A 15,676-nucleotide genomic window follows, 5' to 3' on the forward strand; every position below is an offset into this window, starting at 1 on the left:
TTCAAATTTTGTTCAAATATAATTCATAAGTTTTTGCTAATATTTTCTCTGTACCTAAATCTTATGTAACTTTGGAGGAACATATATGAGCAAAAAACTAAGAAATAACGTTTTATTAGCGACAGGATTGTTGGTTGGCCTATCGACCACGTCTGCGATCGACCATTCCACGGTAAGCGCTGATGAAACATCCCCAACCGCAGCCGTATCTGAAACTGTGAATGCATCACAAGCCGAAGAACAGGCAGCTCAATCGGAAACCACAACCTTTCAGAAGCCAGCTGCAGCTGAAACTCCCACAACCGATAATTCGATACCACAAGCATATTCGACTTCGACAAATGCTACAACTACTCAACCAGCTTCGACGACGCCTGCCAACCAATCTCCCACTGAAGATACCACAGGCACACCAGTATCTAATCAACAAGAATCGAAATCGACACCAAGTTCTCAATCAACTAACATAAACAAGCAAGTATCATCTCAGACAAATCAGTCTTCAACAGGCAACTCGGTTCAAGAAACTTCACCTGATCAGTCCACTTCACAAAAGTCCCAAACTCAATCAGAAGCACAAACTGTATCAGATACTAATCCAACATCTGAAGACACTTCAACTACCAAACAAAATCAATCAAAGACGAATCAAGCGTCTCAACGCGCCAAAACCAAAAAATATATTCCTTATCATGAAGCGACAGGTGAAAACCAATATGGTCGCATCATTTATCGACAAACTGATTCAGAAAATAATTCAAAGTATTATTTGTATGACCAAGAGAAAGATCAATATTTTGAAATTGTTGACGATGAGACCATAGAAGAAGTTACTGGTGCCGACGCAGCTGGAGTGATTTCTAAACATTACTTTGGCGACCAAAGTGAAATTCCAGAAACTGACCGTCAGCAATTAGAAGATGCCATTGAAAATGGTGACGACAATATTAAAGAATATAAAGTCGTAACCACTGATGAAAGGCCCGCTGACAACATTCTGGTGTATAACCATGTTGATAAACAATACTACAAAGTTGGTGAAGGCCCTGCCGATGCCAAGACCGTCATCGCAGTTCAAATTGATGGTAAATACTACTCATATGACGGAAAAGACCAAAATGGCGACCCCAAATACACAGAAATAACAGACGAATATAACGAGGCTGAATCAGTCGCTCAGACTTTCTATGCTAATTCTGGCCCAACTGGTGACTTAGATACGATCAAGCAAGCATATGAAGCGGCCAAAGAAGACGGCACCGTATTGACTCACTATCATCAATATCAAATCGTGACAGGAGCAGAACAGCCTGATTTATCTGACAATCAATATTTCACCAATACGGAGACAACACTTTACCATCCTGATGAAACAAACTTACCGACCGACACAAAAATTGTAACTGTGTTTGAAGACGCTTCAGGTAACCTTCTAAAATACGAGAAAGATCGGTTTGAACCACTAAGTGCAGCGGAAAAGGCACAATACATGGAGGCCAAACAAAGTACCTCAGAGTCGTTTCCAAACGGCTTAGTGAAAACTGACACCCTCAAAGACAACCAAGAGTCCTTCGGGAACAGCCAAGCCATCGAAGAAGCCGTTCAAAATGGGCAGGACATCATTACAGTTGATGGCAAACAGTATAGGATCAATGGCGTCCACAGTAAGGAAACACTTGATGAGCTCGGAGAAAACGTTGCATATTATCTCGATGTTAAACCATTTGTCGAGAATGAGAGTGTCGTTCCAGAAGGCAATTTGACTGAAGTCGAATCCCCTGCAACAGCCGGTGTCAAAACGACAATTACCGATTACTGGATTTCAAGTGAGAGCGAAGATAAAGACAAATCCAAACTGATGCAATCTGGGATCAACGCTGGTCATACCCTTAAATTTTCAACGGGAACTGGAGATGGCGAAGAGTGGAACGACTATAACAGACACGTCATTTTCACCGGGATTGTCCAAAGTCAACTTGGAAGTGACGGCTATCCTGTCCTGAAGGTCGGGGGCACAACTGAAGCAAATGGTACATCGCCTGAATCATTAAGGTACCTCTTCGATGGCTCATCAGATCTTGGAGATGAGACCACCAAAGGATCACGAAAAAACTATGTATCAGGAAAAGAAATGCCACTGTTCTTAAGTGACGGCAAAGGAAACTATACTTTTGATAGTAGTTTGCATTACACACAACTGCAGGAAGACCAAAACGGCAATTACCGCTTGGTTGTTTATAATATTCCTAACAAGCCCAATCAGGACAGTACCGGCCAATTCTTCCCATTTGACGAAAAAGAGATGTTCTTCGATTCGCAAGGCCAGCCCATCAATTACAAGACAAGCAGCACGTCTGAGGTAACGCCAAACCATTATTTTGGCGTCAAAATGGAATTGGAATATATCCAACCCGAAAATGGCATGCTGGTTGAGAAACAGGATACAACCAACAAAGAGACGTCAGAAAAACCGATGACCTTTGATTTTAGCGGCGATGATGACTTCTGGCTGTTTATTGATGGCCATTTGGCACTCGACATCGGTGGGATTCATGACAAAGCATCAGGGACAATTGATTTCAGTACTGGAAAAGTCAAAATCACTGATGCAACCGGTCATGTAACCGAGCAGGCCAATCTTGATGATGTATTCGCCAATACAGGAATCGATTGGCGAGAAGCCGGCTCAAAACACACAATGAAAATTTTCTACCTTGAACGTGGAAATAACCTCTCCAATTTAAAGGTTCAATTCAATCTACAAATACCAACTTACTACTATGCCCAACAAAGTTCCTATGGTGTCCATGAAGCTGTTTCATACGTTTCTGCTGAAAACCAGCAGTACGATAAGACCGAAACCCCGCTTTACAGTTATGGGGTTAACGAAAAATATGGGGTTGAGCTTGTGGACGAAACCGTCCCTCCAGTCACACCGCCCGTCACACCACCGGTGACACCCCCGGTAACACCACCAGTCACACCTGAAACCCCGGAGCCCCCGACAACGCCAGAAATACCATCAATTCCTGAAGTTCCGGTCACCGAATCCCCTTCGACTGACCTCCCAGATGACATTGAAGACCCAATGGGAATTCCTTCAATTGATGACGAAACAACTGCCCCGCAATCAAGCAATGACAATTCCAATGTTGAATCCGATGAAGGGCTTCTTTACTTGAAAGCTGGTACTGATCTGGCAACTCCAAAGAAAGCCAGTCATTGGAACTACGAGAAGCATGGCACACCGCATGTTGATCTGCATCAATCAAAGATTAGCAAAGCAGGCATCGGCCAAACACTCCTTCCACAGACCGGAGATGCCCACCAGTTGAACTGGCTGGCAGCCCTTGGATTGTCACTTCTTGGCCTTATGGGTCTCTCAAAGCTAAGGAAGCGCCGTGAACAAACCAAATAAATAATTCTCTGATCCTCAACTTCTTGTTGGGGGTCTTTTTCGATCTATATAAAAAACCAGGACCCAAAAAGCCCCGGCTAGTTCAATATTCATCAATTAACGATACTGTTTCATTGGCTTAACGAAGTGCCAGCTGCGTTGCTGGTAAGCCTGGTCCCAGAACTCCCATTCCAGTTCACAGCTCTTCAAGAATTCTTCTTTGACAACGTCTAAATGATGCTGGTCATAGTGCTCGGATTCGCGGTCGATTAAAGCAAATAACTGTGGCAGAATGCTGTCATCGGAATCCTCCATATCGGCATAAAAGTCGATCCAAGGCTTGAATACATTGTCATCAGTATTCTTCCCCTGCTTCACAAACCGGTTTGCGATTTCCAAGTAAGTCCATGGACACGGCGTCATGGCGGCAACAATGTCAATCAAGTCGCCAGTTCGTGCAGATCGGTACATATGTTCATTGTACAGGTAGGTCCCCGGTGCTTGAGGATCATGTTGCAGCGTTTCGTATTGAACACCCGCGACATCGCAGAAGTTGTGGTGCGGATGAATTTCACTATTCAAAACAAAGTCAATTTGCTTGGCAAAAATTGCCATGTCTGCTCTGGTTTCCGACTTCTCGATCGCGGCAGCATACACCTTGATGAAAGCGTTCAGGTAATTGAAATCCTGACCAACGTAAAACGTCAGTGCCTCCTTGGGAAGATCTCCGTTGCCGATTCCTTCGACAAACGGATGTTGATAGATTTGGTTCAAAATCGGCTGTCCAGCTTCAACTAATTCTTCAGAAAATTTCATGGGTCAATGCTCCTTAAAGCAAAATTTTCAAACAGAACGTAACCGGACTTGGTACAGATTGTTCTCATTTCTTCCACTTCCCTACGTTGGTATTAACCAAATCAGGTTCAAAGGGATTGGCGAATTGCCATCTCAGCACAAGGCACCCCTAGTGATCTTATTTGAATATCCAAAGTCTAACATATTTGGGCGGGGGTTTTACGATTTTCTTTTAATCAAAAAGAATTCAGCAATAGTAACCAACGCATGAAAAGAAGCTGCTGATCTCATATTGAGATTTACAACGTCTTTAACTTTATATTGTTATTACACTTACGACCTATCCATTCTTCACCGCAAACATCGGTAACGTCTTCAAGAACACGCAGTCATTTCGATCAGCTGCGTGACCTTCGGCTAAAATTGAGCAACGTTGAACGACTTCGGCACCAACCTTTTTTAATAAGTGTTCAGCTGCGGATAATGATCCGCCGGTACTAATGACGTCATCCACAATAATGACCCGTTTTCCGCGCAGCATTTCGGCATCGCAGCCATCTAACACCAATTGTTGATGATAGTCCGTGGTAATTGACCGCATCCCAATCGCAATTGGATTTCGCATATACGCCTTCACACTCTTCCGCAGGACAAAATAACGCGGGTGATGCGTGATCAGGCTCAATTCTTGGGCGAGTGGAATTCCTTTGCTTTCCAAGGTGACCAGATAATCAAATGGAATATTGATCCGCTTAGCCAACTCTTCGGCAGCATAGTGAGTCAACTCGGCATCCCCCAGCAGCACAAATGAGGCAATTGCTGCCGTATCTGTAATCGGAATAATCGGTAATGTCCGCTTCATCTTGCCAATCGTCAGTTCATATTGTTTCTGCATTATTATCCCCCACGTCTATATATAGAAAGAAAAAGTGTAACGTGAAATGAAAGTTCCCATAAAATTTTTAAAATCCAAAAGATTCATCCATACAATATTTTACTTTTTATATTTTTCGTTCGTTTATAACTATGATAATACCTTACTTTGGCATTAATATCCATGCTTATATATTAAAAACCGAATTTATCCGTTTGAAACCATCAAAAAATGAAATTGGCACACAGTATGTTAGCTGGACCCGCACATAACGTGGTTCGTTTATCGTCTTCGAAACCACATACTGGGTGTGATTATCGCAAATTTCACTAACAATTTGTTGTCTCCAATCCCACTCAAAGTGTGATTAAAAAAAGTTTCAAATCGAATAATCCGCGACTCGACGCGATTATGCACGCTACAAGCAAATTTGCCAAATACACAATATATTGATTAAAGGTCGGGATAGAGATACTATATATAGTATCAACTCAAGCGAAAAGAGAATATAATTCTACATAGGAGGAATCATTATGCAAGCTATGAAACTTTCATCAGTTTCACTATCTGATGAATTTATAAACCAAGTTAAAAATGAAGTGACACCCCACTGGGGAGAATTAGGCTGGGTAACCTACAAGCGGACTTATGCGCGTTGGCTGCCTGAAAAAGGCCGGACAGAAAACTGGGACGAGACCGTTAAACGGGTTGTTGAAGGAAATATTAACCTTGATCCTCGTTTACACGAAGACAACGTTGATCCACAAGTTGTCAGCGACTTAACTGAAGAGGCTCACAAGCTTTACAAATTAATCTATGGGCTGTCTGCCACTCCATCTGGACGTAACCTTTGGATCTCTGGTACCAGCTATCAGGACCGTAACGGTGACGCCTTAAACAACTGTTGGTTTATCGCGGTTCGACCACAATCTTATGGTCACAGCCACATCCTGCCAGACTATCTTCAACCAGAAACGCCTGCCGTTTCGATGCCATACTCATTCATGTTTGACCAATTGATGAAGGGCGGCGGTGTTGGTTTTTCTGTGACAAAAAACAACATCCACAAGATTCCACTAGTTGATAACAAGATTGACTTGAAAGTGATCATCGACAAGAATAGCAAGTCCTACAAAGATTCACTCGAAATGGGCGCTATGGACAAAGACGAGTGGTTGAAGAATCATTCGATTAAAGACGTTCGCTACTATCGTCTTCCAGATACCCGCGAAGGCTGGGTAGTTGCCAATGCCCACTTGATTGATATGCATTTTAACGGCACAAATATTGATGGTAAAACTGACTTGGTTCTCGATATGAGCGATATCCGTGAAAAGGGTGCTAAGATCAAGGGCTTCGGTGGAACTGCTTCAGGTCCAATGCCACTAATCGAAATGCTCATTGATATCAACGAACTGCTCAATTCGCGCGTTGGCCGTCACTTGTCCTCAGTTGACGCTACTGATATTGGTAATTTGATTGGAAAAACGGTTGTTGCCGGAAACGTCCGTCGTTCAGCTGAATTAGCTTTAGGATCGGCTGACGACCAAGACTTCATCACGATGAAACAGGACAAAGACAAGCTGTACCATCACCGTTGGGCATCAAACAACAGTGTTGCTGTTGACTCTGCATTTGATGACTACGGCCCGGTTGCCGACTCTATTCAGCATAATGGTGAACCGGGAATCGTTAACTTGGAACTTTCACGAAACTATGGTCGAAAGATCGACGGTAAACAAAAAGATGTTGATGCCAACGTTGAAGGTACTAACCCATGTGGTGAAATTTCATTAGCAAACGGTGAACCATGTAATTTGTTTGAAGTCTTTCCTTATGTTGCAACTCAACAGGGCTGGGACCTCAATGAAGCCTTCACTTTGGGAACCCGTTTCTCAAAGCGGGTTACATTCAGTAACTACGATTGGGAAGTTTCCCGTAACGTCATTGAAGAAAACCGCCGAATCGGAATTTCGATGTCAGGTATTCAAGATTGGATCCTGGCAACATTTGGAAATCGGGTTGTGACTGGCTATAAAGATGCAACTGACCCTGATACTGGTGAAGCAATCAAGGAACCCATTTACGATCCAAGAATTGTTAAAGAAGTCGACGGTTTGTACAAAGCTGTTGTTCAGGCGGACAAAGATTACTCCGATACGCTTGGATGCAAGCCTTCTATCAAGCACACCACGGTTAAACCATCAGGAACCGTTGCTAAATTAGCCGGTGTTTCTGAAGGAATGCATTTCCACTATGCCGGTTACTTGATTCAACGGATCCGGTTCCAGGATTCAGATCCCCTGCTGCCAGCTTTGAAAGCTTGTGGCTACCACGTTGAACCGGATGTTTACACCAAGAGCACGATGGTTGCTGAGTTCCCAATCCGCGCATCCCATGCGGATAGTGAAAACTTCGCTTCTGCCGGAAACGTTTCAATCGCAGAACAATTTGCCACCCAAGCATTCCTGCAAACCTACTGGTCAGACAATGCGGTAAGTTGTACCGTTACTTTCCAACCAAATGAAGGTGACCAAATTGCGCCACTGATGAGACAATACCGGTTCACAACCAAGTCAACTTCATTGCTTCCTTACGTGGGAAATGAGTTCAAACAAGCCCCTAAGGAACCAATTGACGAAAAGACCTACGAAGACAAGGTTATGGAAATCCACGGTGATGTCGCAACGGTCTTCGCCAAGCAAAACGGTAACCATGATAAAAAGGATATCGAGTTGGTTGACCAAACCGATTGTGCAGGTGGCGCTTGCCCGGTAAAATAAGAGAGTGTGACAAGCAACGTTTTGACACGGTGAGCTAAGTGCGCTTTGATTTAAATCCTGGGTTTGGATTTGAATCAAAGTGTCTTAGATCGCAGTGTCAGTTGCGTCGGAACACGTTTAGAGTGTGACGAGGGCTGGGTGATGCGATTTCTAAGGCAGCTTTGGTTTAAACCCTGCTTTTGGGTTTGAATCAAAGTTGGCTTAGAAGTTAGCATCAGGCCCGTCGGAACACGTTTAGAGTGTGACGAGTAACGGGTGATGCGGTTTCTAAGAGTGCTTTGGCCTAAACCCTGGTTCTGGGTTTGAGTCAAAGCGCACTTAGAAGTTAGCAGCAGTTGCGTCGGAACACGTTTCCACTAGGTAAAATGGAGACGCGAAACCGAGATGCCCTATATATAACCAAGTCACCCAACTAAAACAGTGTTCAACCTTGGCCGATCGGTCCCCCGCCGTTTGGCCAAGCCCTAAAATAGATCATTTGCACGAAGGAGGCCAGGGCAGAATTTGAATTTTGCCCTGGCCTTTTTCATTACATACTTGATGGAGGTAAACAATGTTAAAAATTTATACCAAGGTCGGCGATCACGGGAAAACCAAACAGGTCACCGGAAAAATGGTTCCCAAATATGACTTACAAATTGAAGCACTCGGTGCCTTAGATGAACTGGATTCGTGGTTAGGCTACGTCGTTTCAGTGCTTTCGCCTAAAAGTGCCGAATTGGCCCCAGCAATTCAAACCGTACAGCGAAACCTATATGAATTGCAGGCTGACATCACGGTCAAACGGCATCACAATATCACGTTTGACGAAACCAAAAAGTTGGAGAATGAGATTGACGAGATCATGGCCAAACTACCAGCAATCAAAGCGTTCATCTTACCGGGTGGCAATCAAGCCGGGGCTTCACTCCAATACGCCCGAGCATTGGCAAGACGTGCAGAACGGATGGTCATTGAGTTAAATGATAAACAGCAACCGCTCAACGACGAAATCTTTGAGTACTTAAACCGACTCTCAGACTACCTGTTTGCCCTGGCCCGTTACGCAAACTATCTTGAAGGCTATGAGGAAATTAAAAGCAAATAACCGTGTACTCGAAAAGGAGAACCGAAAACCACGATGCTGGTTTCCGGTTCTCCTTTTTAGTGCAATCTAAACATTGATTGTGTGTTTAGTCGGCTTACCATTAATTAATTTCAACGTATCATCAAGTGACTGCTTGACCATATTTTTAACCGCAATATCTGTATAGAACGCAACGTGAGGTGTCAAAAAGACGTTATCCATGGATTTAAGCTTTGTATATGCCTTCAATGGAATGTCGCCTTCAAATGATTGATTAAAGATTTCCGTCTCGTCTTCGATCACATCAATGCCGGCACCGGCAATTTGCTTGTTCTCCAACGCATCAATTAAGGCATCGGTATCAACAATTGGTCCACGAGAACAATTAATCAAAAATGCGGAAGGCTTCATTTCGGCAAATTGTTCACTGCCAATCATATGATAATTATCCTCACTCATGTAAGTGTGCATGGTAATGATATCGGCATTCTTAAAAATATCGGCTTTAGATGTATATTCTACGAGATCTCGAAAATCATCATTTTCCTTAATATCATTTCCGAGGACCCGAGCACCAAACCGCTTAAATATTTTCGCAACGGTACTTCCAATTCGACCCACACCGATGATCCCGATGGTCATCTCCGATAATTCGCGTGACCGAAGTCCTTCAACGATGTAGTCGTTTTTCATCATTCGTGCTTGGAATTGAGGAATATGGCGGACCAGATTCATCGCATGGGTCAATGTCATTTCAGCAACCGCTTCAGGTGAATAAGATGGGACGTTCGTGATCGTTAGGCCGTTTTCCTTGGCCCATTTCAGGTTACAGGAATCAACACCAGCCGAACGTAATGCAAGTTGGGTAATACCAAATTCGTGCAGTTTGCGATACAGATCCGGCGTTCCGCTGAGCTTACTGCGTTGACGATAATCAATGCCGTCATAGCTCTTTGCCAAATCAACAGTATCGTCATGGAGTTCCACGGAATTAAAATCAACTTGTACGTCTGGATGCTCAGCTGCCCACTCCAACACGAATTCTTTCTCATAACCTAAAATGTTATACGCCAAAATTTTTTTCATTATTCCACCTACCACATTCGTTAATATTATAAAACAATTAAAATTTGCATATAATATAACTCATAATTGACGCCATGTCAAAGTCATTTTTCTACAAAAACCTTTCAATCTGGTAAAATTTACCGGCATTTTGAACCATGAATCGCAATATAACCGATTTCAACTTCCAGAAGGTACGGTTATAAGTTAGAATGAAAGTTATTAATAATCTATATTCATGGGAGAGGATAATTGAAATGACAAATTCGATTTTGAACGACCCCTTTAAAAATAAGGGAACAGGGTTTACACAAGCTGAGCGCCAACAATTGGGGATTATCGGCACGTTGCCCCCGAAAGTTCAAACTTTAGACGAACAGGCAACCCAAGTTTATCAGCAGTACCAAACCAAACCGTCAGCGTTAGAAAAACGCGTTTTTCTAATGAGTATCTTCAACGAAAATCGGGTTCTGTTCTTCAAAGTATTCTCACAACACGTCGCAGAGTTCATGCCAATTGTATACGATCCCACAATTGCGACGACTGTTGAAAATTACAGTCAACTATTTATCCAGCCACAAAACGCTGCCTTCCTTTCCATCGAAGACCCCGATTCAATTGAAGAAAGCTTAAAAAATGCCGCCGAGGGCCGGGACATCAAACTACTTTGTGTGACCGATGGCGAAGGAATTCTCGGCATTGGCGATTGGGGTACCCAAGGTGTCGATATCACCGTTGGTAAGCTGATGGTGTACACAGCTGCTGCCGGAATCGATCCGAGTCAAGTGCTGCCAGTTGTCATTGATGCCGGAACCAACAATGAGTCACTGCTTGAAAATCCACTCTATCTTGGGCTGAAACAGCACCGGGTTCGAGGTGAACAGTACGATTCTTATATTGATAAGTTTGTTGCTGCCGTCGAAAAGTTGTTCCCAGATGTTTATCTTCACTTTGAAGACTTTGGCCGCTCAAACGCCGCCAAAATTTTGAATCGCTATAAGGACCACCAACTGGTATTCAACGATGATATTCAAGGAACCGGAATTATTGTTCTGGCCGGAATTATTGGTGCTTTAAACATTTCCAAGCAAAAAATCATTGATCAAAAATACTTATGCTTTGGTGCCGGGACAGCCGGTGCTGGAATCACCATGCGAATCTTTAACGAAATGGTTGCTGCCGGCCTATCTCCCGACGAAGCCAAAAAACACTTTTACCTGGTTGATAAGCAGGGTCTACTGTTCACGGATACGCCCGACCTAACTCCGGAACAAAAGCCATTTGCCCGCTCACGTGATGAGTTCGAAAACCCTGATGAACTGACAGATCTTCTTGCAGTTGTCAAAGCCATTCATCCAACCATTATGGTCGGCACTTCAACACAACCCGGAACCTTCACTGAAGCCGTCATTAAAGAAATGGCCGCCCACACTGAACGGCCGATTATTTTTCCAATCTCAAATCCAACCAAGCTGATGGAAGCAACGGCTGCTGACTTGATCAAATGGACCGACGGTAAGGGCTTAATTGCCACGGGCGTCCCATCGGCTGCCGTTGACTATAAGGGTGTCACCTATGAAATCGGCCAGGCGAACAACGCCTTAATTTATCCGGGGCTGGGGCTTGGCGCCATTGCCAGTTCGGCCGCTGTCTTAAATGATCAAATGATTTCTTCGGCTGCCCATTCACTAGGTGGCATTGTCGATCCGAACCAGCCTGGTGCCGCAGTTCTTCCACCCGTTTCAAAGCTCAACCAATTTTCGGATACAGTTGCCAAAGCAGTTGCCCAAAGCGCGGTCGATCAGAAACTGAATCAAAAACCAATCGATTCGGTTTCCGATGCAATTCACAACGCCCAGTGGGAACCCAAGTATTAATCGGAGGGACATATGACTGAATATCGAATTGAAGCAGATACTTTAGGAAACGTGAAGGTGCCAAAAAACGCACTCTGGGGACCGCAAACTGAACGGAGCCGCCATAACTTCCCGACTGGTCCACAGATGCCGGTTCAGGTTATTCGCGCATTACTGACTATTAAAGCGGCAGCTGCCCAAGTCAACCAATCCCAAGAAACTTTGGCAACCAACAAAGCCGACCTAATCGAGACTGCTTGTCGTAAACTTTTATCACTAAACGATCCCGATTTAATGGCCGATTTTCCACTTCATGTCTACCAAACCGGCTCTGGAACGCAAACCAACATGAATGTGAATGAAGTTATCGCCAACCTCTGCAAACAATTGGATCCTGCCATCGAAATATTGCCTAACGATGACGTCAACCATTCCCAAAGTTCTAACGACACCTTCCCAACGGCAATGAATATTGCGGCAACGCTGGCAACCCTTAAGCTCAAACCGCAAATCGAACACTTGATTGCAGTTCTCAAACAGAAGCAGAGTGAGTATTGGGATGTCGTTAAAATCGGCCGAACTCATTTACAAGATGCCACCCCGATCACATTTGGTCAGGAAATCAGCGGTTGGGTCAGTGCCTTGGAACACGATTTGCACTTTATTGAAGAAACCCGTCAATCACTATTGGAACTTCCGATTGGCGGAACCGCTGTTGGAACAGGGCTTAACACAACTTCGGACTATGCCGATGCCATGGTTACGACCCTTAGTACGGAATATGCACTACCATTTAAACAGCAAAACAAGTTCTACGGTCTTGCTAACCATTCAGGTCTCGTCGCAACTCACGGCACCATTCGAACCCTTGCGGCCGACCTGGTAAAAATTGCCAACGACATCCGCTTTTTGGCTAGTGGCCCCCGGGCCGGCTATGGTGAATTAAGTATTCCTGCCAACGAACCGGGATCGTCAATCATGCCGGGCAAAGTGAATCCGACTCAGGCAGAGGCAATGACGATGGCCGCAACTCGTGTGATGGGAAATGACACGACGATTACTGTCGCTGCCAGCCAAGGCAATTTTGAAATGAATGTTTACAAGCCAGTCATTATTTTCAGCTTTTTGGAATCGGTTGATCTATTGACCGGCATCTTAGATAATTTTACCGAAAAAATGGTCGCTGGAATCACCGTCAATGTGGACCGAATGCAGCAATTGGTGGACAACTCACTGATGACTGTGACGGCGCTGTCCCCTCACATTGGCTACCACAAAGCGGCCGAAATTGCCCAACTCGCACATAAAGACGGCACAAAATTGAAAGTCGCCGCCCTGAAATTGGGTTATGTCAGTTCCGCTGACTTTGATAAGTGGATGCGGCCGATTGATATGACCAATAATGACCGAAAATAAATCAAATGGATTGCGACTTGCAATCCATTTTTATTTGGAACTATACTTCCATATTTTTAGGTATCTGTTTAAAAAGGAACTATACTTCCATTTTTGGGGATTTTCTCATATAATGGAAGTATAGTTTTGACTTGGGGGGCGAGATTAAATGCTTCAAAGACCAACGTACTTAAAACAATTAATCCAATTTAAAGATAATGATCATATTAAAATCATTACAGGCGTCCGTCGCTCTGGAAAATCCGTCTTACTGATGCTGTATCGCGATTATCTCATATCACAAGGAATCTCAGAGCAAAACATCATTTATCTGAATTTTGAAGACTTTGATCTGCTTTCGGTCCAGAGTCAGGACCAATTGAGTCAACTTCTTTCAAAACGACTTAACAAAAATGTCCGGACTTATCTACTTCTTGACGAAATTCAAATGGTCGATGGTTGGCAACGAGTCGTTAACGCTGTTAGAGTCAGCTTCAACTGCGATATTGTCATCACAGGTTCAAATGCACAAATGTTATCTGGAGAACTCGCAACTTTGCTAAGTGGCCGATATGTAGAAATTCCAGTATATCCATTTTCGTTCAAAGAATTTCTACTAGCAAAGAACATTGATCCAAACGCTAGGCAAGTTGATAATGCTTTCTCAGAGTACGAGCAATATGGTGGATTCCCATCTGTTGTCTTAGCGTCAAAAGAAATTAAGGATACCATTCTTTCCGGCATTTATGATACGATTATTTTAAACGATGTCTCGATGCGATCAGGAATTCGCGATACTGACATTTTAAGTTCATTAGTCGCATTTCTATCTGATAATGTTGGCCAGTTAGTAAAGCCAACCAAAATTGCGAATACATTATCGAGTAATGGCTTTAAAACCAGCAATCACACCATTGAACGTTACTTAACATTACTTGAAAATGCATTTTTATTCTACAGAACTCGACAATACAATATTCGTGGAAAAGAATACCTCAAAACCAGTGGAAAATATTTTATCGTTGATCCCGGCCTCAGGAGAAATGCCGTCAGCAAACATCCAGGAAATTATGGCGGTCAGTTAGAAAATATTGTTTTTCTGGAATTAATCCGTCGTGGCTACACAGTAGATGTTGGAAAACTAGACTCCAAAGAAGTCGATTTTGTTGCCCGAAAGGTTGATGAAATCCTTTATGTCCAAGTTACGTATGAGATTCCTAATAATACACATGAAACCGACAATCTTTTAAACATCCGCGACAATTACAAAAAAATACTCATTACACAAAGATATTATGAATTTAAAGAAATCGATGGGATACCAGTGATTAACGTTGTTGACTGGTTATTATCAGAAGATTAATTCGAAAATTTAAAAAGGGGTCTGCGATTTGACTGCAGGCCCCTTTTTAAGTTTAAACTTTGGGATCTCACGAATCGAAATGACAACTGAAATTGTCAATAATAGCTGATTTCAAAGGAATCGGCAAGCCTTCAAGCGCTAACCAGCAAACAAACTCACTAATAAGTAAAAAACATAGCTCCCCAGCAAGGGCTGCCAAAGCTCCCTCAACGACATTTTTAAAGCCCCAAACCACCTTACCAGATAATGATCACTCTGAATAAACATGTTATTATGAATAATTCGTAAGGTTATCAAAGAAAACACGTAAACGACGGCACCAAATACCAACGTGTGGAGCAGGTAACCCATCCCGTCAACAAATTGTCCTTTAGAAAAAAGTAATACCACCATCAAAGCCCGAATCGCAAACGCTGAATAGTACCAAACTGCTGGGACAACCACCGACCATTTCGTATGGATGAGTGAAAAAACCAGATATGTGAGTGGTAGCCGCCACGCAAAGTATAGTGCGTTGGAAATTTTCGTATCGGAAATCCCGATGCCACTGGCGACAGGGACAATTTCCTTAAAGTGCGGAATGATGATCAATAAACCAATCAACCAAATAAATGCGCCATACCAAAAAAGAGATTTCACAACTGATTTATTCACAGTCAGCTTTTCCATAAAGGAACACCTTCCAATATCAAATATTTCTTAATAGTTATAACGTACCACTAAATTGGACAAAACAAAACTGCCATCAGAAACCATCCGATGGCAGTTCTTTAATTAATCACTTCTTGATAGGTGCCCACATCCAGCACCAGTGTGACAGTCAATACCAGAATAATTTTGAATAGGTCCGCCTCTTGAAATTGTCGATAGACGATTGACATAAATGGATCGACTAATAGATAAGCGGCAACCAGATTCAAGATGATAAAAATAATCGCAAATATTATTCTCTTTGCAGTCATGAAAAAGCCCCGTTTCATTCCCTTACCGTTGTCTAAGTTGGTGTAAGTGTACAAAGATCCAATTCATAAGTCAAGCAACTAGCATATAGTTTCATAAACTCAATCTAATATACAACTTTT

Annotated in this window: 11 protein-coding genes and 1 riboswitch; of the genes, 6 read left to right on the forward strand and 5 right to left on the reverse strand. The window is 43.1% G+C overall.

What is annotated here, in order from left to right; translation table 11 throughout:
* Positions 1-85: 85 nt before the first annotated feature.
* On the forward strand, positions 86-3,418 hold the full coding sequence (locus FC51_RS02980; RefSeq protein ID WP_057911142.1) for a fibro-slime domain-containing protein: 3,333 nt from the start codon (positions 86-88) through the stop codon (positions 3,416-3,418).
* Positions 3,419-3,514: 96 nt separating this feature from the next.
* Here FC51_RS02980 and tenA read toward each other — a convergent pair whose 3' ends face one another.
* Both tenA and FC51_RS02990 read right to left on the reverse strand, forming a co-directional pair.
* Positions 3,515-4,213 (reverse strand): thiaminase II, encoded by a 699-nt coding sequence (gene tenA, locus FC51_RS02985; RefSeq protein WP_057909834.1) that lies wholly within the window; start codon positions 4,211-4,213, stop codon positions 3,515-3,517.
* Positions 4,214-4,274: 61 nt separating this feature from the next.
* Positions 4,275-4,373: riboswitch (TPP riboswitch) on the reverse strand.
* 159 nt (positions 4,374-4,532) lie between these two features.
* Complete coding sequence (locus FC51_RS02990; RefSeq protein ID WP_057909833.1) at positions 4,533-5,087, reverse strand: phosphoribosyltransferase family protein; 555 nt, start codon at positions 5,085-5,087, stop codon at positions 4,533-4,535.
* A gap of 512 nt (positions 5,088-5,599) precedes the next feature.
* Between FC51_RS02990 and nrdJ the strand changes: the two genes are divergently transcribed.
* Positions 5,600-7,849, forward strand: a complete 2,250-nt coding sequence (nrdJ, locus tag FC51_RS02995; RefSeq protein WP_057909832.1) for a ribonucleoside-triphosphate reductase, adenosylcobalamin-dependent — start codon at positions 5,600-5,602, stop codon at positions 7,847-7,849.
* A 553-nt stretch (positions 7,850-8,402) separates the two neighbouring features.
* Positions 8,403-8,936, forward strand: a complete 534-nt coding sequence (locus FC51_RS03000; RefSeq protein WP_057909831.1) for a cob(I)yrinic acid a,c-diamide adenosyltransferase — start codon at positions 8,403-8,405, stop codon at positions 8,934-8,936.
* Positions 8,937-9,002: 66 nt separating this feature from the next.
* On the opposite strand, the gene FC51_RS03005 is transcribed toward FC51_RS03000, so the two are convergent.
* Positions 9,003-10,001: a D-2-hydroxyacid dehydrogenase gene (locus FC51_RS03005; protein ID WP_057909830.1), complete on the reverse strand. Its 999-nt coding sequence runs from the start codon at positions 9,999-10,001 to the stop codon at positions 9,003-9,005.
* Between the two features lie 236 nt (positions 10,002-10,237).
* Here FC51_RS03005 and FC51_RS03010 point away from each other — a divergent pair, with 236 nt between their 5' ends.
* From FC51_RS03010 to FC51_RS03020, 3 genes are all read left to right on the forward strand, one after another.
* Positions 10,238-11,857 (forward strand): malolactic enzyme, encoded by a 1,620-nt coding sequence (locus FC51_RS03010; protein WP_057909829.1) that lies wholly within the window; start codon positions 10,238-10,240, stop codon positions 11,855-11,857.
* A 12-nt stretch (positions 11,858-11,869) separates the two neighbouring features.
* Positions 11,870-13,252: a class II fumarate hydratase gene (locus tag FC51_RS03015; RefSeq protein ID WP_057909828.1), complete on the forward strand. Its 1,383-nt coding sequence runs from the start codon at positions 11,870-11,872 to the stop codon at positions 13,250-13,252.
* 148 nt (positions 13,253-13,400) lie between these two features.
* The gene (locus tag FC51_RS03020) at positions 13,401-14,594 is read left to right on the forward strand and encodes an ATP-binding protein (protein WP_057909827.1); all 1,194 of its coding nucleotides are present in this window, start codon (positions 13,401-13,403) and stop codon (positions 14,592-14,594) included.
* A 138-nt stretch (positions 14,595-14,732) separates the two neighbouring features.
* Here FC51_RS03020 and FC51_RS03025 read toward each other — a convergent pair whose 3' ends face one another.
* Both FC51_RS03025 and FC51_RS12510 read right to left on the reverse strand, forming a co-directional pair.
* The gene (locus FC51_RS03025) at positions 14,733-15,263 is read right to left on the reverse strand and encodes a hypothetical protein (protein WP_057909826.1); all 531 of its coding nucleotides are present in this window, start codon (positions 15,261-15,263) and stop codon (positions 14,733-14,735) included.
* Between the two features lie 101 nt (positions 15,264-15,364).
* Positions 15,365-15,556 (reverse strand): hypothetical protein, encoded by a 192-nt coding sequence (locus tag FC51_RS12510; RefSeq protein WP_057909825.1) that lies wholly within the window; start codon positions 15,554-15,556, stop codon positions 15,365-15,367.
* Positions 15,557-15,676: the final 120 nt, after the last annotated feature.

Source organism: Lentilactobacillus parabuchneri DSM 5707 = NBRC 107865 (assembly GCF_001435315.1).
GTDB lineage: Bacteria > Bacillota > Bacilli > Lactobacillales > Lactobacillaceae > Lentilactobacillus > Lentilactobacillus parabuchneri.

Excerpts from the sequence above, each read along its gene's own strand:
- FC51_RS03000 (WP_057909831.1), top strand. The coding sequence starts at position 8,403 with ATGTTAAAAATTTATACCAAGGTCGGCGATCACGGGAAAACCAAACAG.
- tenA (WP_057909834.1), bottom strand. The coding sequence starts at position 4,213 with ATGAAATTTTCTGAAGAATTAGTTGAAGCTGGACAGCCGATTTTGAAC.
- nrdJ (WP_057909832.1), top strand. The coding sequence starts at position 5,600 with ATGCAAGCTATGAAACTTTCATCAGTTTCACTATCTGATGAATTTATA.
- FC51_RS03020 (WP_057909827.1), top strand. The coding sequence starts at position 13,401 with ATGCTTCAAAGACCAACGTACTTAAAACAATTAATCCAATTTAAAGAT.
- FC51_RS12510 (WP_057909825.1), bottom strand. The coding sequence starts at position 15,556 with ATGACTGCAAAGAGAATAATATTTGCGATTATTTTTATCATCTTGAAT.
- FC51_RS03015 (WP_057909828.1), top strand. The coding sequence starts at position 11,870 with ATGACTGAATATCGAATTGAAGCAGATACTTTAGGAAACGTGAAGGTG.
- FC51_RS02980 (WP_057911142.1), top strand. The coding sequence starts at position 86 with ATGAGCAAAAAACTAAGAAATAACGTTTTATTAGCGACAGGATTGTTG.
- FC51_RS03010 (WP_057909829.1), top strand. The coding sequence starts at position 10,238 with ATGACAAATTCGATTTTGAACGACCCCTTTAAAAATAAGGGAACAGGG.
- FC51_RS03005 (WP_057909830.1), bottom strand. The coding sequence starts at position 10,001 with ATGAAAAAAATTTTGGCGTATAACATTTTAGGTTATGAGAAAGAATTC.
- FC51_RS02990 (WP_057909833.1), bottom strand. The coding sequence starts at position 5,087 with ATGCAGAAACAATATGAACTGACGATTGGCAAGATGAAGCGGACATTA.
- FC51_RS03025 (WP_057909826.1), bottom strand. The coding sequence starts at position 15,263 with ATGGAAAAGCTGACTGTGAATAAATCAGTTGTGAAATCTCTTTTTTGG.